At 43.7% G+C, this 25011-nt stretch carries 22 protein-coding genes; 4 read left to right on the top strand and 18 right to left on the bottom strand.

Features of this window, described 5'->3' with window-relative positions:
• Positions 1–18: 18 nt before the first annotated feature.
• From ftsA to GDA45_00255, 17 genes are all read right to left on the bottom strand, one after another.
• Entirely contained in the window at positions 19–1257 is a 1239-nt protein-coding gene (ftsA, locus tag GDA45_00335) for a cell division protein FtsA (GenBank protein MBC6413373.1), read from the bottom strand.
• Positions 1224–1997 (bottom strand): FtsQ-type POTRA domain-containing protein, encoded by a 774-nt coding sequence (locus GDA45_00330; protein MBC6413372.1) that lies wholly within the window; start codon positions 1995–1997, stop codon positions 1224–1226. The genes ftsA and GDA45_00330 overlap by 34 nt, the downstream gene beginning before the upstream one ends.
• Positions 1994–2911 carry a D-alanine--D-alanine ligase gene (locus GDA45_00325; GenBank protein MBC6413371.1) on the bottom strand — a complete coding sequence of 306 codons (918 nt, stop codon included), beginning with the start codon at positions 2909–2911 and terminating at the stop codon, positions 1994–1996. The genes GDA45_00330 and GDA45_00325 overlap by 4 nt, the downstream gene beginning before the upstream one ends.
• Positions 2904–3806 carry a UDP-N-acetylmuramate dehydrogenase gene (murB, locus tag GDA45_00320; GenBank protein MBC6413370.1) on the bottom strand — a complete coding sequence of 301 codons (903 nt, stop codon included), beginning with the start codon at positions 3804–3806 and terminating at the stop codon, positions 2904–2906. Before murB ends, GDA45_00325 begins: the two co-directional genes overlap by 8 nt.
• Positions 3807–3823: 17 nt before the next feature.
• On the bottom strand, positions 3824–5230 hold the full coding sequence (locus tag GDA45_00315) for a UDP-N-acetylmuramate--L-alanine ligase (GenBank protein ID MBC6413369.1): 1407 nt from the start codon (positions 5228–5230) through the stop codon (positions 3824–3826).
• Between the two features lie 23 nt (positions 5231–5253).
• On the bottom strand, positions 5254–6303 hold the full coding sequence (gene murG / locus GDA45_00310; protein MBC6413368.1) for an undecaprenyldiphospho-muramoylpentapeptide beta-N-acetylglucosaminyltransferase: 1050 nt from the start codon (positions 6301–6303) through the stop codon (positions 5254–5256).
• A 19-nt stretch (positions 6304–6322) separates the two neighbouring features.
• A complete protein-coding gene (ftsW, locus tag GDA45_00305; GenBank protein MBC6413367.1) occupies positions 6323–7471 on the bottom strand; it encodes a putative lipid II flippase FtsW in 1149 nt (382 codons plus the stop codon).
• Positions 7471–8817: a UDP-N-acetylmuramoyl-L-alanine--D-glutamate ligase gene (gene murD, locus GDA45_00300; GenBank protein MBC6413366.1), complete on the bottom strand. Its 1347-nt coding sequence runs from the start codon at positions 8815–8817 to the stop codon at positions 7471–7473. Before murD ends, ftsW begins: the two co-directional genes overlap by 1 nt.
• A gap of 23 nt (positions 8818–8840) precedes the next feature.
• A complete protein-coding gene (locus tag GDA45_00295) occupies positions 8841–9914 on the bottom strand; it encodes a phospho-N-acetylmuramoyl-pentapeptide-transferase (protein ID MBC6413365.1) in 1074 nt (357 codons plus the stop codon).
• Between the two features lie 11 nt (positions 9915–9925).
• Positions 9926–11272: a UDP-N-acetylmuramoyl-tripeptide--D-alanyl-D-alanine ligase gene (murF, locus tag GDA45_00290; GenBank protein ID MBC6413364.1), complete on the bottom strand. Its 1347-nt coding sequence runs from the start codon at positions 11270–11272 to the stop codon at positions 9926–9928.
• Positions 11269–12738: a UDP-N-acetylmuramoyl-L-alanyl-D-glutamate--2,6-diaminopimelate ligase gene (locus GDA45_00285; protein MBC6413363.1), complete on the bottom strand. Its 1470-nt coding sequence runs from the start codon at positions 12736–12738 to the stop codon at positions 11269–11271. The genes murF and GDA45_00285 overlap by 4 nt, the downstream gene beginning before the upstream one ends.
• 3 nt (positions 12739–12741) lie before the next feature.
• Complete coding sequence (locus tag GDA45_00280; protein MBC6413362.1) at positions 12742–14469, bottom strand: penicillin-binding protein 2; 1728 nt, start codon at positions 14467–14469, stop codon at positions 12742–12744.
• A 5-nt stretch (positions 14470–14474) separates the two neighbouring features.
• Positions 14475–14747 carry a cell division protein FtsL gene (ftsL, locus tag GDA45_00275; protein MBC6413361.1) on the bottom strand — a complete coding sequence of 91 codons (273 nt, stop codon included), beginning with the start codon at positions 14745–14747 and terminating at the stop codon, positions 14475–14477.
• Positions 14744–15652: a 16S rRNA (cytosine(1402)-N(4))-methyltransferase RsmH gene (gene rsmH / locus GDA45_00270; GenBank protein MBC6413360.1), complete on the bottom strand. Its 909-nt coding sequence runs from the start codon at positions 15650–15652 to the stop codon at positions 14744–14746. The genes ftsL and rsmH overlap by 4 nt, the downstream gene beginning before the upstream one ends.
• Before the next feature lie 7 nt (positions 15653–15659).
• A complete protein-coding gene (mraZ, locus tag GDA45_00265; protein MBC6413359.1) occupies positions 15660–16124 on the bottom strand; it encodes a division/cell wall cluster transcriptional repressor MraZ in 465 nt (154 codons plus the stop codon).
• Between the two features lie 473 nt (positions 16125–16597).
• Positions 16598–18616 carry an excinuclease ABC subunit UvrB gene (gene uvrB, locus GDA45_00260; GenBank protein ID MBC6413358.1) on the bottom strand — a complete coding sequence of 673 codons (2019 nt, stop codon included), beginning with the start codon at positions 18614–18616 and terminating at the stop codon, positions 16598–16600.
• A gap of 489 nt (positions 18617–19105) precedes the next feature.
• Positions 19106–20041, bottom strand: a complete 936-nt coding sequence (locus tag GDA45_00255; GenBank protein MBC6413357.1) for a sulfotransferase — start codon at positions 20039–20041, stop codon at positions 19106–19108.
• A 131-nt stretch (positions 20042–20172) separates the two neighbouring features.
• Here GDA45_00255 and GDA45_00250 point away from each other — a divergent pair, with 131 nt between their 5' ends.
• The 4 genes from GDA45_00250 to GDA45_00235 are packed head-to-tail and all read left to right on the top strand — an operon-like array spanning position 20173 to position 23784.
• Positions 20173–21618 (top strand): dihydropteroate synthase, encoded by a 1446-nt coding sequence (locus GDA45_00250; protein MBC6413356.1) that lies wholly within the window; start codon positions 20173–20175, stop codon positions 21616–21618.
• A complete protein-coding gene (locus GDA45_00245; GenBank protein ID MBC6413355.1) occupies positions 21605–22177 on the top strand; it encodes a DUF447 family protein in 573 nt (190 codons plus the stop codon). Before GDA45_00250 ends, GDA45_00245 begins: the two co-directional genes overlap by 14 nt.
• A complete protein-coding gene (locus GDA45_00240; GenBank protein MBC6413354.1) occupies positions 22174–22875 on the top strand; it encodes a (5-formylfuran-3-yl)methyl phosphate synthase in 702 nt (233 codons plus the stop codon). The genes GDA45_00245 and GDA45_00240 overlap by 4 nt, the downstream gene beginning before the upstream one ends.
• A gap of 57 nt (positions 22876–22932) precedes the next feature.
• Positions 22933–23784, top strand: coding sequence for a pentapeptide repeat-containing protein (locus GDA45_00235; GenBank protein ID MBC6413353.1), 852 nt, complete (start codon positions 22933–22935; stop codon positions 23782–23784).
• On the opposite strand, the gene mobA is transcribed toward GDA45_00235, so the two are convergent.
• Complete coding sequence (gene mobA / locus GDA45_00230) at positions 23781–24902, bottom strand: molybdenum cofactor guanylyltransferase (GenBank protein ID MBC6413352.1); 1122 nt, start codon at positions 24900–24902, stop codon at positions 23781–23783. The genes GDA45_00235 and mobA overlap by 4 nt on opposite strands.
• Positions 24903–25011: the final 109 nt, after the last annotated feature.

Here is a 25011-nt window from a genome sequence, read left to right as displayed (position 1 = left end):
TCCTATCAGTGAATTGGATTAAAATTGAATTTGAAAAAATCGTTTAGTTTGTAAGTAAAAGGTTTTAAGACGCTCAAGTGCCGACTTGTTGTTCTCCACCGGCGTAGTAAAATCCCTGGCATAGAGTAATAAGCCGAAACCAGTCGCATAAATCGGATCGGACAAATAGCTTTGGGCACTTTTAGGTTGCTGCGGAACTCCCACACGCACCGGCATATTAAAAATCTCCTCAGCTAAATCGCAAACACCCTCTAACTTAGCTCCCCCTCCAGTCAATACGATGCCGGCTATCACATCTTTTTCAAAATTCTTCTGTATATGTTCTAATGCTAATTTAAAGATCTCGGCATATCGAGCTTCTATCACTTCTGCTAAATTCTGCCGTTTACGATTCATTGTCGGACAATCGTCAGATAACGCGTGCACTTCTACTGTCTCATTGCTATTTTTAACGCAGCGTTTAGTACATCCGTATTTTAGTTTGAGTTCCTCAGCGTAGTTCGGAGGCGTGCGCAAAACTTTGGCAATATCGTTGCTTACATGGTCACCGGCGACTGGGATAATCCCAGTATTTATAATTCCTCCCTTCGTATAAATGGCAATATCAGTAGTACCGCCACCTATATCTATCATACAAACACCCAGCTCACGCTCATCGACGGTCAACACCGCCATCCCAGAAGCAATGGGTTCCAACACTATATCGTCTATTCTCAGTCCACATCTTTCAACACAATTTCTGATATTGCGGATTTGATATTTACCACCAGTTATCATATAAACTGTCGCTTCTAAGCGTCGCCCGGCCATCCCTTCAGGATTTCTGATATTCGACTCACTGTCTACTTTAAATTCACGAGGGAAAGCATGCAGTATCTCTTGATTATCAGGTATCTGAATTGTTTTGGCGGTTTCAACCGCATTGCTCATATCAAAGTCGGAAACTTCGCCGTCGTGTATAGATGCAACGGCGTCGCTCAACACCCCTTCAACATGGTTGCCGGAAATACCCACATAGACTGAGTCTATCTTACCGTCTAGCATTATCTCTGCTTCTTCCACTGATTTACGTATTGCAGAGACCATTTCCTCCATATCTATCACGATACCTCTTCTCATACCTTTAGATACATTAATCGCAGATGCGAGAATGTTAAGTTCACCGTCCTGTTGAACATCTGCGACCAGTGTGACAATTTTATTTGTGCCTATGTCCAGTGCAACTAACACGACTGCACCGCTCCATCCTTTTTCCAACGCACCGCAAAGCCATCTAGATACCTCAAATCTATACAGGCAACGCGATCTATATAGTCAACAAAACCAGCTCTATACGCGTCGATAAATCTTTTAATACGCTGTTCAACTAGGTGTCTGCCTAAAATCAAACGCGGAGCATCAGCCAACTGCACGGTATAAGAGCGGGTCGCATCTTCGTGCACATGTATGACTTGGAAACCGACCGGACTCAGCCATTCGCTCAACTGTCTATAAAAATCAAGCATATGCTTTTCACGACCGACATCAGCATCCAGTATGGGCATATCTTCGTTATCTACTAAGTTTGATACAAACACCTCAGCATCGGCATCAAGCAGAGCTTGTCCTCTCCAATAAGCAACTGCGGTGCGCTGCTGCAAGATCACAACAAGAGTGTTATCCAACCAGTTGTACTTGATTAAAGCATTCTTAACCCACGGTAATTCTTCCAATTGCTTGGCGATGGTATCCATCTTCGATTTATTAATAGTGCTACCTCTGAGGGGCAATAACAATTGCTTTATTTCAAATCCATCAATATTTTTGTATTCGCCTTCTATGAGTATTTGGTTTACCTGATTAAATAACAGTCGGTTCCAGTCTATATGTAGATACTCAGCGGCTACTAAGATAGTGATAATAAAACAAAATAACAAAGCAGGTGGCATATAATTCATCAACTGGTGGCTTAAGAATTTATGCGTGCGATACTGTTTATAGGGCATTGAATAGTTCACCGCAAAGTACCTCTCGCCGTTGCCAGTATTTTAAGTATCAAACTCCTGAAATCGAGGCCTACCGCTTTAGCCGACATTGGTACCAAACTACGCCTAGTGAGTCCTGGCACAGTGTTGACTTCAAGTAGCCAAAACTGCCCCTCGTGATCGCGTATTACATCAACCCGTCCCCACCCTTTAATACCTAAGGCTTGGCATGCTCGCATACACAAGTCCTCTAATTTTTCAAGTGCCTGCGGCGGCAACCCGCACGGACAATGATAACGCGTGCCGCTATCTTCGTATTTTGCAGTGTAGTCGTAGAATGTACGCGATGGTTGCAGGCGTATAGGCGGTAGAATTCTATCTTCCAATAAAGTCACTGCATATTCATCTCCCGCTATCCAGGCCTCGGCGAATATTGCTTCGGAAACTTGCATAGTAGTGGATTTCGCATCCGCAAAGTCGCCCTCGCTTTCTACCTTATACACCCCGATACTAGAACCTTCACTGATAGGTTTAAGTGCAAAAGGTAACCCGACTTGGGCGCTCAGATCTGCGATATCCGATCGTTGATCGACAATCACAAAAGGTGGTGTCGGTAATCCTTGGTTCAACCAGATTTGCTTGCTAATTACCTTGTTCATAGACAATGCTGAGGCAAGCACGCCGCTGCCGGTATACGGCACTCCAAGTATTTCCAACATACCTTGTAAAGTACCATCCTCTCCACCTCGTCCATGCATTACGATAAAAGCGCAATCAAGAGAAGCGGTAACCAGAGAAGCTACGGTAGCTGGCTGCAAATCATAGGCAACCGCATCGACTGCCGATTCTTCTAATGCCTCAAGCACTGCAGCACCGCTCTTTAAAGAAATAGCTCTCTCAGATGACCAACCACCCATCAATACCCCGACTTTACCAAACTCAGTCATCACGCTCTCCGACGATTACAACCTCCGGCTGTAGATACACACCACTACGCTCCATTACAACCGATTGAATATGCGTTATTAATTTTTCTATATCGTCAGCTGTGGCACGGCCTCTATTGATTATAAAATTAGCGTGTTTGTCCGAAATCATCGCATCGCCTATACGATACGACTTCAACCCACATTCGTCGATAAGCTGTCCGGCCGAACTGCCTTGTAGATTCTTAAACACTGAACCACAATTCGGCATATTAATCGGCTGAGTTTGATTACGCATAGCTAAGTATTTTTTAAGCTGTTCTCGCAATTTAGCTTTGTTCTCGCTTATAGCCGGGCGCTTAAACTCAGCGGAAATAATACATTCATCCTGAGGTATATCTGCAAACCTATAGCCTACATCTAATTCATCCCGCAGCCATCTTCGTCTCTCTCCTCGTCTATCAATCGTCTCTATCGCAACTACATATTGCCAAATCTCACTACCGAAAGCACCAGCATTCATACTCAGTGCGCCTCCCAGGGTACCAGGAATACCGGCCATAAATTCCAATCCTGACAACCCATAGTTAACATAAAAGCGCGCCAGTTGCGCACAACTGACACCGGCACCAGCACAAGTAGTCTTTTCGGTATGCTGCTCTATCCAATTGAATCCAGAACCAAGACTGATTACAATGCCTTTAATACCGCCGTCCCTAACCAATACATTGCTACCCAAACCCAAATAGAATATAGGATAATCAGCAGCGCAATATTCTAGGAAATAAGTCAAAGCATCAATATCATCGGCTTTGAAAAAACACTCGGCAGCACCACCCACCCGCCAGGTATTCAGGCGCTTTAGACTATGGTTAAAATCCAATATGCCTTTGAGATTATTAGTGTTGCATTGCAAGATCACGATGACACTCCTTAAGATGGAAAGTTCGTAGTGCGAAAACGACTAACGAGGAGTGCCGGGAGCTTAGCGATGGAACCAGCACCCATCGTCAGCACAACATCACCGTCTTGCACCACCGCATCCAGAACTTCTGGCACCTCTTCGATATCTTTGACATAAACAGGTATTAACTGTCCGTGTGCGCGTATTGCCTTACTTAAAGTATCGCTATCCGCACCTTTGATAGGTGCCTCACCAGCAGCATAAACATCAAGCAAAATTAACTCGTCAACTTCGCCTAGTACATCACAAAAATCGTTAAACAACTCGTGCGTGCGCGTGTAGCGGTGCGGCTGAAATATCAACACCTTACGCTGCCATCGCTGCATATCGCTCAGTGCATTAAGCACTGCTTTAATCTCATTGGGATGGTGTCCGTAGTCGTCTATTAGATGCACCTGACCGTTGGTCATTTGTAACATGTCATAACTCTGCAACCGTCGTCCTATGCCTTGAAACTTGGCTAGAGCATCAGCGATTACTTGCATATCCACCTGTAATTTAATTCCCACCGCTATCGCTGCCAGTGCATTCAATACATTATGTCGACCGGGTAGATTTAACATGAATTGATATGTTTTATCTTCATCGGGCAACCGTAGTGCGAAATGACTAGTCATCCCTTCGATACGCAGATTCTCGGCAACAAAATCGCTATCTGCGTCAAAACCATAGGTCAAGCAACGACGCTCTAAACGAGGGATCACGCGACGTACTATAGGGTCTTCATTACACGCAATCACAATGCCGTAAAATGGCAGATTATGCACAAAATCGACGAATGCATTTTGTAAAAAATCAAATCTATTTGAGTAGGCAACTAAATGATCGGCATCGATATTTGTTACCACCGACATCATCGGCTGCAAATGTAGGAAAGAAGCATCGCTCTCGTCGGCCTCGGCAATCAGATACTGACTTCCTCCCAAACGAGCATTAGCGCCATGACTATTTACTTTACCGCCAATAACAAAAGTTGGATCCAACTCGGCGTGAGTCAGAATCGCGGCGATTAAACTGGTAGTCGTCGTTTTGCCGTGCGTACCTGAGACCGCAATACCAAAATGAAAACGCATTAACTCAGCGAGCATTTCAGCACGTTTAATGACCGGCACATTATGTAGTCGCGCGGCTAGAACTTCGGGGTTGTCATTGGTGATAGCCGAGGATACTACGACAACACTGCAACCCTCAATATAGTCTGCGCGATGACCTATGTGAACTCTGATTCCAAGTGCTTTGAGCTGGTCAGTTGTTGCACTACTTGCGACATCCGAGCCCTGTATTTTACAGCCCATATCAAATAATACTTCGGCGATGCCGCTCATACCAATACCACCGATACCGACAAAATGTATTACGCCCATGTTGTCGTACATACCTCTTATATCGCTACCAGTTTTCACACTGCCATCTCCGCAATACATATATCGGCAATTTTTTCATCGGCATCAGGCACTGCTAGATCCCTAACTGCTTCGGACATCTTATATAAATATCTTCTGTCTCGTATAAATCGGCACAGTAAATCGGCTAGTTTGGTAGCGGTCAAACGATCTTGCGAGACTAATACTGCGGCATTCTTGGCAACTAGATAGCGAGCATTTGCGGTTTGATGATCATCAACCGCATGCGGATACGGCACTAAAATCGCCGGACAGCCAGCTACGCAGATCTCTGCCAATGTCATAGCCCCTGCTCTGCACAAAACTAAATCAGCCCACTGATAAAGTTTGTCCATCCGCTGTTCAAACTCAAACGCCTGATAGTTCGTTTTTTTAACTGCTTTTATATACGACATAGTCTCTTCTAGATGTCCTTTGCCAGTTTGATGTTTGACTTCAGGGCGTAGTTCCTCGCCAATTAAAGAGATTGCCTGTGGCACCGTTTGGTTGAGAAAACTTGCACCTAAACTACCACCGACAACCAACAAATGTAGCCGCTGTGTTGGTGGTGATGTGGTCAAATGTTCACCTCTCATTTCGCGGCGCACTGGATTACCCACCCAAACAGCATTTTTAGACTTAAATGTATCGGGGAATCCGCATAGGATACGGTCGCTCAAAAATGCCAAACATTTGTTGGTTAAGCCGGCAATCGCATTTTGTTCGTGGATGATTAGAGGAATGCCTAGTATATAAGCAACGACGCCGCCAGGACCGGTAACAAATCCTCCCATACCCAACACTAAAGATGGGCGGCATTTAATAAATTGCAACAATATCTTCCAAAACGCCATGCTCAAAAACCACGGTGCTGTCAGCCAATTTAATATCTTCTTACCGCGCAAAGCTTTTACGCGCACACCTATAAAATTAATCTGCTCCTTAGGCACAATGTTGCATTCAAATCCGTTTAGTGTGCCGAGCCATAACACATCTATACGCCGCGCTTTTAGTCTACGCCCGACGGCGATACCCGGAAATACATGGCCACCCGTACCACCTGCCATAATAACCACCAATGGCGTCTTAATAGCCACGCTTTAGATGCCCTCTGGTCGGGTTAGATATCTCGTAATTGATACGCATCAGTAGTGCGACTGCCGCGAACAGTGCTAACAGGCTACTACCGCCGGCACTAATAAATGGTAAAGTAATACCTTTGGTTGGCAAGCAACCTAAAACAACGCCAGCATGGATTAGAAACTGCACAGAGAGCCAAATACCAATACCGTAAGCGTAGTAAGTATAGGCCAAAAATCCTTGCGCCTGCGCTCTTTGCGCTATTAAAAAGCAACACCGCGTTAAAAAGAAAAACAATAAAATCAACAAGGATACTCCAACGATACCAAGCTCTTCGCCAATAATCGCTAAAATAAAATCGGTATGTGCTTCGGGTAAATAAGAAAATTTTTGTATGCTATTGCCTAAGCCAGCACCAAACCAACCACCGTTTTTAACCGCAATAAGGGATTCTATCAGTTGAAATCCTGCATCGTAACGATGCTGCCAAGGATCAAGAAAAGTAAGCACCCGCTCCTTCCTATACGGTGCTGCTATCATTACCGATAGCAATGCTATACAGCAAACCATTATACTAGGCAAAAAATATCTCAAGCGCACTGGCGCTAAAAATAGCATACCTAATATAACCACCAAAATAACAAACGCAGTACCAAAATCAGGCTGGAGCAATAATAATCCGGTAACAAGTATTCCGACAAATATCGGTTTGGCAAACTCTAAACAACCAGTCGAAATTTTCTTATAATGGCGAGCAATATAATCAGCAACAAATATAATCATAAACAACTTAACAAACTCGGCTGGTTGAACAGTAAAAAATTGAAAATCCAACCAACGGCGGCTACCATGGGTTTCTTTATCTATTATAGGAAGGAAAACTAGGAGGAGTATGATAATAGACAAGAATACCAAGGTGCCGCCGCGGTTAAAAATCGTCGACGCTGGTAGCGAACATATAACAGCAGCTAATCCCAACGATAACATAAGGTATACCAGTTTTCTCAGCGAGTGATGAAATGCATCACCGCCAACCACACCAAACGAAACTGAGGCAATCATCACGACTCCTAAACCTGATAAAATTGTTATATACCAGCAAAGAGACTTGTTATAGCCGGTGTAAAAATCGTGCCTGAAGATTGCGCTGTGCATCAGTTCAATTCCCTATAGGCAGCGGTAAAAACCTCGCCACGTTCCCTATAATCGCAGTACATATCTAAACTAGCACAGGCTGGCGACAACAATACACAATCGCCAGGTTGCGCGTAATCCGCAGCACAGCGTACCGCTTGTTGCATATCTTTGACTAGAGTATAAGGGATACGACCGGCTATCGCTGTGGCTATCGCCTCAGCATCTTTACCCATTAGTACGAGAGCTCGCACTCTAGGTACCGACATATCCGCTAACGGCTTAAAGTCTTCACCTTTGCCCATGCCGCCGGCAATCAGTACAACTGGTCTATCTACTGAGCGCAATGCTGCACAAGTTGCCGCAACATTGGTCGCTTTAGAGTCATCGTACCAATCGACACTTGAATGCTGCCCTATATGCTGCATGCGATGCGCCAATCCATGAAATTTAGTAGCCGCTTTACACATCGCCTCAACCGACAAACCAAGCGTATATCCCATCGCAAACATTGCCATAGTATTGAGCAAACCAATATCGCCGGGTAGTGCGATATCAGATTCAGAGATTAATGTTTGGTCTCCGCAAGCAATATATCTAAGTCCTTCCTTTACTATGATTCCGAAATGCCCAGGTAAACCCTTATCAAATCCAAAACTCAAATACTGCACATTCGCTGGTATTGATATCGGTATATCCTCTCGGTTAACGACTATTGCTGAACTGTTTTTATGGATGTGTAATTTTGCACTTATATAGTCGTTAAAAGAATCGTACCGATCTAAATGATCGGGCTTTATATTTAAGATCACTGATACTCTGGGACATAAGCTGTAAGTCGTCTCCAACTGAAAACTAGACAGCTCCAAAATATAAAGTTCTACATTGTTACAGTGGTCTATTAAATCCAATGCTGGCATACTGTCAGGATAATCTCCGACTAAATTACCGCCAGCGACCGCATTGAGTCCGGCACATTTTGCCGCATCAGTCAATAATGCAGTCGTCGTGCTTTTGCCGTTGGTTCCGGTAATCGCAGCAACTGGGCAGTGAGGCGCATAACGAGCGAATAATTCTATATCGCTTATAAACCGCTCCTTTTTCATATCAGGTTGAATGGCTTTTAGATGCTTAACCGAAACGCCCGGACTCACTACCACCTGTTCGGCTTGTTGTATGTATTGCCGCTTAATATCGCCAGTGTATATCTGCGCGTCAGGCGCAAACTCGAGCAACGCATCGTATTGCGATGGTTGCTGGCAATGATCGGCTACTGCAAAAGAGATACCGCGTCGATATAAAAATTGCGCGACCGACAAGCCGGTCACACCCAAACCAATAATTAAAAATTGATACGCTTGAGTCATTGTTATGATCATTTGATGATGGGCTATCTAATTTTTAATGTCGCCAAGCCGACCAGTACCAACAGCAAAGTTATGATCCAAAACCGAACTATTACAGTCGGTTCGGGCCAACCTTTTAATTCAAAATGGTGGTGCAACGGTGCCATCCTAAAAATACGCTTGCCGGTCAAGCGGAAAGATGCTATCTGCAAAATAACCGATAGTGCTTCAGCAACAAATATACCGCCCATGATAACGAGCAAAAACTCCTGCCGTACCAAGATAGCAATAATTGCAAGTGCTGAACCCAAGGACAGCGCTCCAACATCGCCCATAAACACTTTCGCCGGATAAGTATTGAACCATAAAAATCCCAGAGCAGTTCCAGCTAATGCACCGCAAAAGACGGTCAGTTCGGCTGCTTCGGGTAAATAGGGAAAATTCAAGTAGTTGGCAAAATTAATATGTCCACTAACATAAGCGAAAATACCCAAAGCCGCAGCGATCAGCGCAACCGGTAATACTGCCAAGCCATCCAAGCCGTCGCTCAAATTAACCGCATTGCTGGTCCCCACTATAGTCAAATAAGCAAGCAACACAAACCACCAGCCTATATCCCAAACAATGTCCTTAAAGAACGGTACTATCAGTTCTAATTCGGCGGGGTACTGCGCACTACTATACACCGTGTAGGCAATGATAAAGGCAAGTAACGATTGCCATAAAAACTTATTTTTTATAGATAAACCTTTGCCTCTCTTGATTTTAAGATAATCGTCTATACCTCCCAACACACCAAACATCAACATAGTTGCCAATGCTATTACTATATAACGATTATAAATATCCACCCATAATAGAGTTGAAAATACTACAGTGATAATAATTAATAAGCCGCCCATTGTCGGAGTGCCCTGCTTCTTATAGTGCGAGAGCGGACCTAATTCACGTATTGTCTCACCGATATTTAAGTGGCTTAAATATCGGATGACCCGAGGCCCGAAAATTGTGCTAATTAACAGCGCAGTGATTGTTGCAAAAACCGTGCGTAGCGTGATGTATTGCAGAACATTGAAACCGCTATTCAGTTCCAATAAAAAATCGCTCAAATGATACACTGCATGCCTCCTTAATGTTTAACTTCGGCAGTCGGCAATAACGCCGACACTAGACGATCCATCGTCGCACTACGCGAACCTTTAACCAACAGACTCACTCCGGGCTTTAGTTGCGCTTTAATATGCGGGATTAGAGCATCAACACTAGTAAAAAATTCGCCACCTTTGCCGAAATTATCAGCTGCTATTGCGGCCGCGTCACCCACCGCAAAGAGGCGGTCGACATTCATAGATTTCGCTTGTTTACCAGCACTTGCGTGCAACAGTTCAGATTGCTCACCCAACTCGGCCATCGCACCAAGTGCTAACCAGTGTTCTCCTGGTGCTTGCTCAAGCACTGCCAGAGCAGCAGCTAAAGAGTCGGGGTTCGCGTTGTAACTATCATCTATTAAATGTGCTCCGTTTATACCGTTATACATCACTAAACGGCCAGCGACCGGAGATGTTGACTCTAATCCGACGACGATGTCATCAATGCTTGCTCCAGCCGCATAACTCGCTGCCGCCGCTGCTAAGGCATTGGCTACATTATGAATCCCCAATAATCGTATACGACAACTACGCACGGTCCCTGCTAAACTCAGTCGCACCATTGAGCCTTGCTTAGCAAGCATATAAAAATCAGCGTTGTTAGATAAACCGAATTTCAACACTCGCTGTCCTTTAATAAGTCGTCGCCAATACGCATAGTAAGTATCGTCTTTATTCAATATCGCAGTACCCGACTCGGCTAAGTTCTCTAATATTTCACCCTTTGCTTTGGCAACGCCATCTAAGCTGCCAAAACCGCTTATATGTGCAGCTGCAGCATTGAGTAGTAGCGAGATATCCGGTTTTGCGATACCGCACAGGTGGCCAATCTCACCCGGATGATTAGCTCCCATTTCTACTACTGCGATATCGTGCTGTTTGCGCATAGAAAGCAAAGTCAGCGGCACGCCTATGTGGTTATTCAAATTACCGGGTGTAGCGATAACTTGGTGACAATTATCTAAAATACTTCTAATCATCTCTTTGGTAGTTGTCTTACCGTTACTACCAGTTAACGCTAAAACCTTAATTTTAAGACGACGACGCCACTGGGTAGCTAGATCGGCTAATGCTTGCAGGGTATTGGGTACTCGCACCTGCGGCAAAATGCTGGTGCTTGGCTCAGAGACCAGCGCCGCAACTGCACCCGATGTAGCTGCAGCCTCCAGGTAGTCATGACCATCAAACCGCGCGCCTTTAATTGCGACGAACAAATCTCCTTTATTTATCGTACGACTGTCAATGCCAACACCGGTCAAAGAGGTGTCGGCACCTAATAAAGTACCTTTTGTCATCTGGGCAATTTCACGCAAACTCAACCACATCATTGATAATCCCCTAGTGCTTTTTGTATACAATCGGCATCGTTAAATGGCTTACATTCGCCTCCTATTAATTGATAACGCTCGTGTCCTTTGCCAGCCACTAAAACCACATCACCGGGTCTTGCAGTTTTAATCGCTGTTGTTATTGCTTCTGCACGGTCGTGTATCACGCGATGCTTTAGAGTCTTGCCTATACCCTTTAAGATATCATCGCAAATCTTTTGGGCATCTTCGCATCGAGGATTGTCGTCGCAGATAACAATATAATCCGAATAGTTTTGGGCAATTTCTCCCATCAACGGCCGTTTGCCAATGTCGCGCTCACCGCCGCAACCGAATACACAAATCAAATCAGCAGCGGTATAATCTCTACAAGATTTTAGAGCCTGCTCCAGAGCCTGCGGCGTGTGCGCATAATCAATAAATACCGTCGGTGCGTTATTGCCAGCGAAACACTGCATTCGTCCATCTACTGTATGAATTTGGGCTAGCCGTTCGGCTGCCTGGTCAGTGCTCAATCCATGATTAATCAACACTAACAGAGTTGCCAGAAGGTTATAAATATTAAAACCACCGAACAAGCGGGTCTCTATGTCCACGATTTCACCTAAAACCGAAATACGCAATGCTAGACCTTGTCTACGGTTCTCAACTTTCATTAAATAAGCGGCAGCCGTCGGTGATTTTTTAGAATAACTCAAAACCGTCACCCCTCGGTGACACGCTTGCATCATCGTCTCAGAGTGTGTATCGTCAGCATTGATTACTGCTGTCTTTAGGCTGTCAAATTCAAACAACTTGCGCTTTGCTTGCATATACTTGGTGAGCGAGCCGTGATAATCTAAATGGTCGCGACCTAGATTAGTAAAAACTGCAGTATCTATGGCTAAACCATTCAGCCGTCCTTGTACCAAACCATGCGACGAGGCTTCAATGACTACCTTGTTAATAGCGCGTTGTTTTAGCTGATAAATTATTCTATGTAAAGTCAATGCATCGGGTGTAGTATGAGTGGATGATTGTAAATCGCCAAAGCAACCGTAACCCAAGGTGCCTACTAAGCCACATGGTTGCTCGGCGTCAGACAGGCCTTCGGCGATAAAATGACTCACCGAAGATTTACCGTCAGTACCGGTCACCGCAATCACATCAATAGCTGCAGACGGATGATCAAAAAAACGATCGGCAATGACACCCATATTAAAGCGGAGGTTCGGTATCTTAACCATTGGTATAGTAGACGAATAAATTGGTTCTTTGCTACCTTCCCAGAGCACCGCATTAGCACCGCGCTCAACAACATCGGGTAGAAAATCCAAACCATGATGATACTCTCCCTCTAACGCCATATATAGATCTCCCGGTTGCACATTTGCGCTATGATTAGCTACGCCGGTCACATCAACATCATCAACATCTTTTATGTACACTAAATCATTCGTCAACATTGATAACCGATGCCTATTCATTAGTCAATGCGCAAGCGACGACGATGCCTTAGAGATATCAAATGTCATTGACTCATCATATTTGAAATTCATAAAGCGTAAGGTTGCCGCCATAATATCGGCAAATACCGGTGCCGCAACCACCCCTCCGTAATAATCATCACCACGAGGTTTATCGATGATGACTACGCATACAAAATTAGGTTGCTGTATAGGAGCGAAGCCAGCAAACATTGATGTATATTCGTTGTCATCGCCTTGATCGTTGGTAGATTTTCTGACTGTGCCAGTTTTACCTGCAGTTGTGAAACCTTTGATCTTTGCCAATTTACCGGTACCTTCCTCAGATACCACCTTCCGCAACATCTTTCTAACAAGCTTTGCAGTTGCGGGTGCAAACACCTGCCGCTTAGTAAAATAGGGATTATCCTTTATAAAGGTCGGATTAGGCTGCCAACCATCATTGGCAAAAGCAGTATACGCTATCGCCAGTTGTAGCGGTGAGGCTGACACCCCGTAACCGTATGATATCACTTGATGATCAGTCGGGCTCCAGTTCGCATAATGACGCAACTTGCCGATCCCTTCTCCCGGGAATATCGTGCCAGGGATCTCGCCGAAACCAATATTTTTCAAGTAATTCCACAACACCTCGCTAGATATTTTTTGTACAATCTTACTAATACCTATATTGCTCGACTTCACTATAATATCGGTGATATCTAGTTCTCCGTAGTTTCGTATGTCTTTTATTTCCTTACCGCTACTTAGCCGAATATAACCTGGATTAGTGTCAATAACCAAATCCTCTTCTAAAGCACCGCTGTCTATGCCGGCAGCAACGACCATAGGCTTAACCGTAGAACCGAGTTCAAAAGTGTCGGTTACCATTCGGTTTCGATGTCTATCGGCAAATTCATATCTATGATCATTCGGGTTAAACGAGGGATAATTAACCGCAACGATGATTTCACCACTCTGCGCGTTGACCACAACCACTGATCCAGATTCTGCATTATATTTTGCAATTGCATTCCTAAGTGCGCGATACGCATAATACTGAATGCGCTGATCTATACTCAAAGCCACAGTTTTGCCGTTGCGAGGTGCATCTATCAACTTTACCGTGCGCATGGTACGCTTTTTCGCATCAACCATAATCTGTTTTGACCCAGGCACTGCACGTAGATATTCATCAGTATTCATCTCCATGCCTTCTATGCCTATGCCATCGACATCGGTTAAGCCGACAACATGAGCAGCAATTTCACCAGCTGGATAAAAGCGTTTATAGACTTGATCTAAATGAAGTCCGTCTACTTTTAGGAAATCTATCTGCTCGGCAACCTGTGGATTAATATGCCGCTTGAGATACAAAAATTCTCTGCCTTTGGCATCCATTATCTTGGTACGCAACTTGCTCTCTTCAATGTCTAACGCTTCAGCGATTTCATTTATATGTTTATCATTAAATCTCAGAAGATCTATTGACGCAGCATAAACCGGTGCACTAATCGCAAGCAAAGTACCGTGCCTATCGGTGATTGACCCGCGATAGGCAGGTACTTCAACAGTACGTAAATAACGTGAATTGTCTTTATTTTCTTGTGCTAAGCGAGGGTCGTTCTGCAAGTATATGGCGCGTCCAATTAAGCCAAGTGCAGCTATTGAAAACAGTACCGCTAAAAACATACGCCGCCAAAAATTATTAAAATTAAACGGCTCTTTGCGTCTGCTATGCTTAGTATTCATAGAACTCATTGCACGATAATCGGAATTTCTCTACGCGGGTAAATCATGTTAAGTTTGGCCACTGATTTCTCCACATAGCCAGGCATGCGCAATGTGCTATTTTCGGTTTGTAGGCGACTCCATTCATCTTGTAAAACATCGCGTTCGCTTTGCAGAGATTCGGATTCTACAAAAGCCCTAAGATAGTAACTCTTGACGATTACCATTGCGTATGCGGATATAAATATCCCAATTACAATAACTGCGATTATCAATCTATCGTTATATAGCCAGTTCATATTTTCTCTGCAACTCTAAGTCGCGCGCTACGGGCACGCGGATTGTGCTCTATCTCTTCGGCACTTGGTCTAATCAAGCGGTTAATTTTCTTCAACCGTAGCACTACCTCAGTATCTGTCGCGGCTGGTAATCCACGCACCGTAGGTGGCACATCGCTATGCTTTTTAATAAATTGCTTAACAATACGATCTTCCAAAGAATGAAAGGCGATAGCAGCAAGCCGCCCACCGCTTTTCAATAAATCCAAAACACTATTCAGTGCTTTAGATAAATCTTCTAGTTCTTGGTTGATAAAAAGACGGATTGCGAAAAAGGTGCAGGTGGCTGGATGGTTTTTACCTCCAGCCTTACCTGCAATCACTCGCGCTAATTGCCCAGTAGTCATGAGAGGGCGACCACTGACGATAGCTTGAGCAATTCTTTTAGCCCGAGGTTCCTCGCCGTAAAACCTCAACACATATTCTATTTCCTCTAGACTTGCATGATTGAGCCACTGTTCAGCAGTGATACCTTCGGTAGTATCCATCCGCATATCCAAAGGACCATCCAAATTAAAGCTAAACCCTCTCTTGGCAACCCCTAATTGAGGAGATGATACACCTAAATCGAAAAAAATACCACTCACTTTTTCCCTCAGATGTGTTTGTTTTAACAAATCACCCAAGCGCGCGTGCGATTGTCTTCTAAACTCAAAACGATGGTCTCCTATCCAATGCTGCCTAGCGTGCTTTTCTGCATCCAGATCCTTGTCGTAAGCTATCAATTTTCCTTTATCACTCAAACGAGCCAATACCGCAGCACTGTGCCCACCTCTTCCGTAAGTTCCATCTATATAGCAACCATCCTTGTCTATATTAATAGCTGCTATCAATTCCTTCAGCATAATCGGTTCATGTCTATCCATCTCGCTATCACAAATGAAAATCTTCAAGTACCGAATCTGCCCCGCGCTCATCTATCTCTTTCATTTTTCGTTCTCTATAATCATCCCATATCTTTTGTTCCCACAGTTCAAACCTATTACCCAAGCCCAGCAACACACATTTGTTTTTAATTTTCATGTCTTTACGCAAAGCTGACGGTAACAAAATACGGCCGTTATTATCTGGTTCACAGTCGGTGGCATGGCTGAGCATCATGCGCTGCATATAACCCTTGGTTTGGGTGGATGATAATTTTTGTAGTTGTTCCTCAACTGGTTCCCAATAACGCCTTGGGTAAATCAATATAGATCTATTGCCTATATTGGCGGTTATAGTCAATTTGCTGTCACATAGTTCTTGTAGACATTGGCGATACTTAGAAGGAATTCCCATGCGCCCCTTAAGGTCTACCGTAACATTGTTGACCCCTCTAATACTTCTTGTTATAGGCATGGAATATAATCCCCTCTCCTCTATGAAAACTAATTGAGAAGTAAAAATACCACAAAAATCTACTTTTTACCACATAAATCTACTTTTTACCACACTGACTAGGTCAAGGTACAGATATCCGCAGTAAAAATGTCCTATGTACAATGCTAAAAGTCTCATAATACTTGGTTATTTTGCCTAAGTAGAACTCAAATAATCGGGGTTCCAGCCTTGCCAAGAATGGACAGCCGGCCAGTGTCCTTTGCCTTAATCGATGAGTAGCTTATCCACCGACTACATTGATAGCTTGAGTGCCTTGATGCGGTGAACAGCGGTCGCTGTTCTTGATGGGTGGTATACGGCTAATTCAAGTCCCTTATAAAGCAATACAATCTCGCCATACAGTATTCAAGTAGAAGAATATTTATGAATGCATAAATAATAAGCAACAAAGCAAAGTAAATGAGTTTGATATAGTTAGCAACAATCGCATATTATTGACCTACACTGCCAAATGTTTGTGATTTAATCAACTCTACTTGATTGCGTAAGCGGGCAGCATCTTCAAATTCTAAGTTTCGCGAGCAGGCGTACATTTGTTCCTCGAGCTTTTTAATTCTCTTGATAGCTTGATCCGGAGTCAGTGTAGCGTAGTCAGCAATTTTAACTTCGGCAACCCGTCGTCGCTTCTTGTTGCTCGCTTGCTTCAAGTGTGCCCCTTCCATCACATCGCTCACTTTCTTTCGTATACCTTGCGGGGAGATACCGTGTTGTTTGTTGAAGGTGCGTTGTTTATCCCGGCGCCGGTGAGTTTCGTCCAGGGCGGCTTGCATAGAACGGGTGATTTTATCAGCATAAAGTATTGCAGTGCCGTTGATATGACGGGCTGCGCGACCTATGGTCTGTACCAAAGAGGTCTCGGAGCGTAGATAGCCTTCTTTATCGGCATCCAAGATAGCGACTAAGGAAACCTCAGGAATGTCTAAACCTTCGCGCAACAAATTGATGCCGACCAGTACATCGAATACACCCAGTCGCAAGTCGCGAATAATCTCTACGCGCTCTACAGTATCTATATCCGAATGTAGATAGCGCACCTGCACATCGTGTTCGCCGAGATAATCGCTGAGGTCTTCAGCCATACGTTTAGTGAGTGTAGTTATTAGTACGCGTTCATCGCGCGCTACCCGCTTATTAATTTCAGACAATATATCGTCTACCTGTGAGGCAACCGGTCGCACATCAGTTTCGGGGTCAACCAACCCGGTCGGACGCACAACTTGCTCAACAACAACTCCACTGTTCTGTCTCTCGTATTTTGCCGGCGTTGCCGATACCAGTATCATCTGCGGGGCTAGGGCTTCAAATTCTTCAAATTTCAGTGGTCTGTTATCCAGCGCCGAAGGTAGCCTAAAACCATATTCCACCAGATTCTTTTTGCGCGAGTGATCTCCCCTGTACATCCCCATAAATTGAGGTATTGAAACATGGCTCTCGTCCATTACCATCAGGGCGTTTTCTGGTAAATAATCAAGCAAACAAGGCGGTGGTTGTCCAGCACTGCGTCCACTGAGATAGCGCGAGTAGTTTTCTATACCTGAACAATAACCAAGTTCGTGCATCATCTCCAGATCATAAGTCGTACGCTGTTCCAATCGTTGCGCTTCAACGAGTTTGTTCGCACGCGTCAATAGATTGAGTTGGGTGCGTAGTTCTTCTTTGATTTTTTCTATCGCATCAAGTATCGTTTGTCTGGGCGTCACATAATGCGACTTAGGATAAATCGTCAAACGCGGCACCTGACCTAAAATTTCACCAGTGAGAGGATCAAAATAGCTGAGCTGTTCTATCTCGTCGTCAAATAATTCTATGCGTACCGCTTCCCGCTCTGATTCCGCCGGATGTACATCGATAACATCGCCGCGCACCCTAAAACACCCGCGTCTGAGTTCAATATCGTTGCGCGTATATTGCAGTTCAGTCAGTCGTTTTAGTATTTTACGCTGGGTGGTTGTATCACCGCGATCTAAATGTATCACCATATGCAGATACTTTTTAGGGTCGCCCAAGCCATATATAGCCGATACCGTGCCGACAATGATGGTGTCAGGGCGTTCAAATAAAGCTTTGGTTGCCGACAGCCGCATCTGCTCTATATGGTCGTTTACTGAGGCGTCTTTCTCTATATAGGTGTCACTACTCGGCACATATGCCTCAGGCTGATAATAATCATAGTAGGAAACAAAATATTCAACTGCGGCGGCGGGAAAAAAATCTTTTAACTCGCCGTAGAGCTGTGCCGCTAAAGTTTTGTTAGGAGCCAATACAATTGTCGGCCGTTGTAACCGCTCTATAACATTGGCAATAGTGAAGGTTTTTCCTGAACCAGTTACACCTAACAGTGTTAGATGAGACAAACCATCGCTAAGACCTCGGATTAATTCTTTTATAGCTTGTGGCTGGTCGCCTGATGGGGTATAGCTACTTTTTAGCTTGAATACCTTTTTAGCCATATCGTTTTTCGGCAATCACTTGTAAACATGAAACTATCGTTATCAATATTTACTTTGCATTATATCAGATACCCTGCCAGATAGACCTATACATCACCTGACTCTGGCACTCCACAATAGGGTATGGGGCTGTTGAAACATCAGCTTCAATAGATCTGTTACTCTCTCGTTTCAGTTAGTTTTCTAAAAAGGTCAAACTCAAGACCTTAGCAACACATCATAGTAAATGATTGATAGGAATAATCGCCTCATCGCTGATTTGGGTAAATAGTTCAAGTTGACACTTATGACTTCCTTGCATAAAAAACCTCATCTTCTTATTAGCTGTTTACTATCACTTTATGCTCGAGACTTTTTCAGCAGCTGCAATATTGTGGCTTTGGGTTGACAATTCTGCGCTTATATATTCTCTCTAGATATTTTTTCCAGACACGAGTATCTTATAATCCTAATGATTGATAAGCCCAAACATAACTTTTTATATATACTTTATGAATCCCAGCTGTAGCCGGAGAGAAAATGATATTTCTCTATTACCTGCGCAACCCGTTCTTTTTGCTCTTGTTCCCAGTTCAGTTCATAGCGACTTTTGTTAGCTTTTTCACGAACCACAGAAGCACAATCATTAAGATAATCGGAGGGAGCGGACACCTTTAAAAACTTACATATATTAGTTAATTGCTTAGTAGGATTAGAAACCATATCTTCGTGTCTACTTACCAATATAAGGTTCGATGCCATCAATTCAAAAATCCTGTTAATACTTTCGTATCGCTCAATGAATGCCTTTATTGCTTTGTTTATAGCGGGTATTTCACCTCTGGGAAGCGGCGGACGGTTTGGATTTTTCATTCTATAAACGAGGTCTGTGGAAATCAGATCGTACGGATTACGCATCGTAATAATAAATTTGAATTTGCACTTTTTTTCAAAAAAGTGTCCATTTTTAAGGACTTTATACTCAAATTTTCTCAAAACATCTTGTTTCAACAAGCTATTCGCCATCCCGAAAGAATTCTTAATTCCTATTACCTCAAGTGAATCACAACAACCTTGCCACTGATTAGGAACAAATATATAACGGTCTCTTTTGTTAAAAGCTCTAGCTGTCGGATTATCCGCTAGCGAAACACTTCTCGATTCAACACCCAATCTAGATTCTACTGCGTCCGCTAATCTCATCTTGTCAATATATAAAATATAATTCGCCAACGCTTTGAGAGGAAGAGCATCGTATAAATTTTCCTGCTTCACCGCCGGCTCATTAGCCACGACCATATTACGATGTGCGGTCAGCAAATAACCTAGCAAAGTTGAACCTGAACGAGGAAGTGTGGACACCGATACTACCGTATGCACCTTCTCAAAATAGGCTTTTGAGGGAACTGGTATTTTATAATTAGAAGGAACGTAGGCGTTCATCATAAAATTTCTATGAATTATTTTACTGATACAGGCTTGCTAGTGTAAATTATTGATTTACCAACCTGCACTGTATTATTATACAACTAATCCATAAAAATCAATGTGAAATTTATACTCACTGATATTATGTCATGAAAACCATTGAAAAGACCGAACATATTTTATTTCTAACTGGCAAACTCGCTTATCCTGGCCTGGTACAAATATTGGAAGATATGCAAAGCGATGCTTTCACTTACAGTGTGCGTAACTTGGGTCTCAGTGTCGCTTCTATGATGACTACAAATATTATCAAGCGACGACTGAAAGATATAGAACAATTTAACCGGATTATTTTACCAGGACGTTTTCGTGGCAATTTAGACGAATTATCCTCCTATTTCGGAGTGCCATTTGAGCGAGGCCCTGAGGAACTCAAAGACATACCAGCCTTCTTTGGTAAAAAACACCAATACGATTTAAGCGATAGCGATGTACTTATTATCGGTGAAATCGTCGAAGCCGTTAACTTGTCTCCACAAGCAACATTAGATATTGCGCTACGCTATAGAACCGACGGTGCTGATGTGATAGATATAGGCTTTATGCCTGACACTCCTTTCCCGCAACTCGCCGACACCATTGCCCTGCTCAAAGAACACAATTTTAAGGTTAGCGTGGACACGCATAATAACGATCAGTTATTAGCTGCGTCGCACTACGGAGCGGATTATTTGCTGAGCTTAAAACGAGACACGCTATGGATTGCCGACGAAAGCGAAGCAACGCCTATAGTGATACCAGACACACCTCAGGAAATAGAAACGCTCTATCAATGCATAGAACAGTTGGAGCAAAAAAATAGAGCTTTTATTGCCGATCCTATATTGGATCCTATACATTATGGGTTTATCGATTCGTTGGCGCGTTATCACCGCTTACGGCAAGACTATCCGCACATAGAAATGATGATGGGCATTGGTAATTTAAGCGAGTTGACGCACGCCGACACCGCTGGCATCAATACTCTATTATTGGGCATTATCTCAGAGCTCAACATCGGCTATCTGTTAACGACTCAAGTTAGCGAACATTGCCGCTGTGTGATCCGAGAAGTCGATTTAGCTAGACGCATTATGCACGCAGCGCGCTTGTGCAGTTCTCCGCCTGCCGGCATAACCAATGGTTTGATGGCTCTGCACGAACGCCACCCTTTCCCCTACCGTGCTGATGAAATTAAAGCGATTGCCGAATCAATCAAGGATGATAATTATAGAATACAGCTCAGCGAAAAAGGCATACATGTGTATAATCGCGACCTTTACAAAGTTGCCACCGACCCTTTTGATTTTTACACCGACCTTAATGTCTCAGATAACGGCGGACACGCTTTTTATTTAGGCGTAGAACTGGCACGAGCACAAATCGCCTGGCAACTGGGAAAGCGTTATGATCAGGATGAAGAGTTGCTCTGGGGTTGTGCAGTAGAACCGAAAGAGCAAGATCTTAGTGCTTTTAAGGAGGCCGGTGTGACTCTAAAAGAGCGCCGTGAAAAAATAAAAAACCGAAAAAAGCATAAAATAAATGAAAATACTTGAAACTATTGTCGCCACTTGCAACGAGAACGGTAGCACGCATCTGGCACCCATGGGCGTATGGGAAGCGGATTCGTATATTGTATTAGCGCCTTTCAGACCCTCTAAAACTCTAGACAATCTCATGCGTGTGCCGTACGCAGTGATTAATCGAATTGACGATGTGCGGGTTTTTGCTGGTTGCTTGAGCGGTCGCAAGACTTGGCCTTTAATCGCAGTTGAACAAATGGTAGCTAAGCGATTGGCGGTGGCGCTGAGTCATATGGAAGTTAAAATTGTCAAAAGCAAAGATGATGAAGTCAGGCCTAAGCTATACGCCGAGGTTTTACACGAAGCCATACACGCACCATTCGTTGGTTTTAACCGCGCGCAATTCGCGGTCATTGAGTTGGCAATACTCGTTAGTCGCCTAGATCGTCTGCCACCCGAAAAGATCCTCGCTGAGATAGATTATTTGAAAATTGCCCTTGATAAAACCGCCGGCGCGAATGAACTTGAGGCATGGTCGTGGCTGATGGAATGTGTAGAGCAAAAACTTCAGCTACAATCAGATACCTCATGACACAATTACTGGCTAGCATCTCAACCACTGAGGAAGCACGCACCGCATTGCAGGCTCCAATCGGAATACTCGATATCAAAGACCCTGCACAAGGTGCTTTGGGTGCACTGGATGCTCGCACTATCGCTGAAATTGTAAAATTAGCTGCAGATGCTTGTCTAACAAGTGCAACAATCGGCGATTTACCAGCCGATGCAAAACTAGTTGCACAAAAAACCCAAGCGACCGCTGAGCTTGGTGTTGATTATATTAAAATCGGGATATTCGGTGAAGACTGGTTACTAAAATGTTTGCCGGGGTTGAAAGCTATCGCTACTGCTAACAGCCTAGTCGGTGTTTTATTCGCCGATTATTTCGCCGATTTATCAGGGCCTTGCTATTTATTAAAGTCTGCCGGGTTTAGTGGCGTAATGGTTGATACGGCAAATAAAAAAAACGGTTCGCTACGGACAATGAAAAGCAACGACGAACTTATTGAATTCGTGCAAACTGCACAACGCAACCAATTGTTATGCGGCATCGCCGGGTCATTAAAATATGAGGACATTGAACCACTGACGATGATGAAACCCGATTATTTAGGCTTTAGAACTGCGCTGTGCGAGAACAGCCTGAGACAAGGCAAATTATCTGCGATAAGAATACGCAAGGTAGCTACAACTATCGCTGATATCACGAAGTTATCTAGCGCGTCGTAGATACGCGTCGGCACGCTGCGTGGTATTATGTATAATATTCAACTAAGGAGATAAAGCATGTGGAAACCTAATCTTAAAAGACGGCGTTATAAAATATTGGGAGGTGCTAGTTTTTTATTCACAGTGATGGTGTTACTCATTGTGACTATAGGCGGAGAGATAATATTTATGGACAGTACTATAGCGAAGAATCAAACGATACTATTTGACAAAAACGCCGATATAACAGACAGAATAGAAGCATTGCGATATCTTGCCAGTAAAAGAGTATCGCTCGCTAACTCTAATTTTGCTGGAGAACAAGAACTTTGGCGCGCGTTGGATATTTCCCCTGAAGCATTAGAGATTAAAAAAGGCTTGGACCTAAAAAATGTAAATTTTGCCGGTGCCGATCTCTCTGGTATAAACTTATCTGAAGCCGATCTGTCGGGCGCAAATCTCTCAAATGCAAATCTCTCGGACGCTCGTCTACATAATGTAGACCTGTCCAACGCAAACCTGACTGGAGCGGAGCTTTATAAGGCAAACTTGTCAGGCGCAAACCTCTCTAAAGCAAGATTGCTTGGCGCGAATCTTTTCGGTACCAGACTCACCGGCGCCAACCTCACTGATGCAAACCTCTCCAATGCCAATCTTTTTGCGGTAAGCCTTACTTCAGCAAATCTCAGCAATGTGATATTTAGCCGGCGAACAGTTATTGACAGTACCTGGGTTTGGAAAACTATACCAGGACAGGAGCCTACTGCTTACCTACCTATCGGCACGCCTAAAAATTGGAATACTACATTAAAACCCACATATAGATGTTCAGAGAAGGTTTCGTTGATTACTGAACACGACAATAAAAAAAAAATAAAAGCGAGAATGGCAAAAAAGTGCAATGCATATCAGCCTGCCGAAGTATCTTAACGACCTTGGCTTAACCGACAATACTCGACAATAAACTCCGCAATGCGGCTAGGGCTGTTGATATCCAGAATCGTAATCGTAATACCAGAAGGCGGCTTTTCATCAGTAGCGAGAGCAACGACATGAGTGTCTTGACTATAAATATACTGATGCTCCATAGTGCTTCTGTGTAATTCTATTTTAGGGAAAGCTTCATTCTTAAAACCTTCAACTAAAACAATATCCAATCTTTGGCGAGTAATAATGTATACCAATTCTGCTAGTGTGGCTTCAGCGTCGTCATAATGTTCGTTTATCAATGCCCATCGCTTACTTGACGATACCAGCATATTCTTAGCACCAGCTTTTCTAAGCTCGTAACTGTCTTTGCCCGGCTGGTCGGTATCAAAGTTATGATGCGCATGCTTGACTATACCTAAGTTAAAGCCTTTTTTGTTTAAGATCGGAATAACCTGTTTGAGCAATGTGGTCTTGCCAGTGCCACTATGCGCGCAAAAACCTATAATCGGCGGAATATGGTCGTTAAAGTTAATCATCTCTATCTCCATTTTTTTCAAATCTTCGGGTCTGTTGATATTCCTAAATGCATCGGCTTGATCACTGAAATCGCAATCAACTGCTTTAAGTGTGCCAAACCATCGGTCTATTTTACGCTCACCTTGTGCCAGCTGTTGCAACAAAGACGCTCTGAGGTTTGTTTTCATCAGACAAAAGATGGGGTGCATCCGTTCGCCGTCATTGACCACTGCTATATCGGCGTCGCTGTCAATCAATTTTGCATACAAGCGGTGTGCTAAATCAGCAGGAGGATGCGGCGTGTCGCACGGGCAAACTAACAAATATGGTGTTTGCACACAACTCAGCGCACTCGCCATTCCGGCTAAAGGCCCCATAAAATCGTCGTTCTCGTCGGTAATAACTGGATAACCATATTGTTGATATGTTGGCAAGTTTCTATTGGCGTTAATATAAACCGCGTTAACTTGCTGGACTATGCGTGCTATGACATGCGCTATCAGAGGCTGTCCGGCTAGCGTCATCAGCCCTTTATCAGTATAGCCCATACGCGAGCCTCTTCCGCCGGCCAAGATTACCGCACTAATATTTTCTTTTACCATCGTCGGAATATCTTTTCATAAAAATAAAGGATTATAGTATGTCACGACATCTATCATCTATCGTTCTATTCATGTATATCTATTACAATACTTCATACAAAAATATACT

This window comes from Chromatiales bacterium, assembly GCA_014323925.1.
Lineage (GTDB): Bacteria > Pseudomonadota > Gammaproteobacteria > Poriferisulfidales > Oxydemutatoraceae > SP5GCR1.
The sequence above is the reverse complement of the archived record's forward strand: the minus strand, read 5'-3'. Positions and strand labels throughout refer to the sequence as shown.

Coding starts and splice junctions, on each gene's coding strand:
- murF (MBC6413364.1), bottom strand. CDS start 11,272: ATGATGTGGTTGAGTTTGCGTGAAATTGCCCAGATGACAAAAGGTACT.
- GDA45_00315 (MBC6413369.1), bottom strand. CDS start 5,230: ATGTACGACAACATGGGCGTAATACATTTTGTCGGTATCGGTGGTATT.
- GDA45_00325 (MBC6413371.1), bottom strand. CDS start 2,911: ATGACTGAGTTTGGTAAAGTCGGGGTATTGATGGGTGGTTGGTCATCT.
- GDA45_00285 (MBC6413363.1), bottom strand. CDS start 12,738: ATGAATAGGCATCGGTTATCAATGTTGACGAATGATTTAGTGTACATA.
- GDA45_00245 (MBC6413355.1), top strand. CDS start 21,605: ATGAAAATACTTGAAACTATTGTCGCCACTTGCAACGAGAACGGTAGC.
- GDA45_00240 (MBC6413354.1), top strand. CDS start 22,174: ATGACACAATTACTGGCTAGCATCTCAACCACTGAGGAAGCACGCACC.
- uvrB (MBC6413358.1), bottom strand. CDS start 18,616: ATGGCTAAAAAGGTATTCAAGCTAAAAAGTAGCTATACCCCATCAGGC.
- rsmH (MBC6413360.1), bottom strand. CDS start 15,652: ATGGATAGACATGAACCGATTATGCTGAAGGAATTGATAGCAGCTATT.
- mobA (MBC6413352.1), bottom strand. CDS start 24,902: ATGGTAAAAGAAAATATTAGTGCGGTAATCTTGGCCGGCGGAAGAGGC.
- GDA45_00250 (MBC6413356.1), top strand. CDS start 20,173: ATGAAAACCATTGAAAAGACCGAACATATTTTATTTCTAACTGGCAAA.
- ftsW (MBC6413367.1), bottom strand. CDS start 7,471: ATGCACAGCGCAATCTTCAGGCACGATTTTTACACCGGCTATAACAAG.
- GDA45_00280 (MBC6413362.1), bottom strand. CDS start 14,469: ATGAATACTAAGCATAGCAGACGCAAAGAGCCGTTTAATTTTAATAAT.
- mraZ (MBC6413359.1), bottom strand. CDS start 16,124: ATGCCTATAACAAGAAGTATTAGAGGGGTCAACAATGTTACGGTAGAC.
- murG (MBC6413368.1), bottom strand. CDS start 6,303: ATGGCAGGTGGTACGGGTGGCCATGTATTTCCGGGTATCGCCGTCGGG.
- murD (MBC6413366.1), bottom strand. CDS start 8,817: ATGACTCAAGCGTATCAATTTTTAATTATTGGTTTGGGTGTGACCGGC.
- GDA45_00255 (MBC6413357.1), bottom strand. CDS start 20,041: ATGATGAACGCCTACGTTCCTTCTAATTATAAAATACCAGTTCCCTCA.
- ftsL (MBC6413361.1), bottom strand. CDS start 14,747: ATGAACTGGCTATATAACGATAGATTGATAATCGCAGTTATTGTAATT.
- GDA45_00235 (MBC6413353.1), top strand. CDS start 22,933: ATGTGGAAACCTAATCTTAAAAGACGGCGTTATAAAATATTGGGAGGT.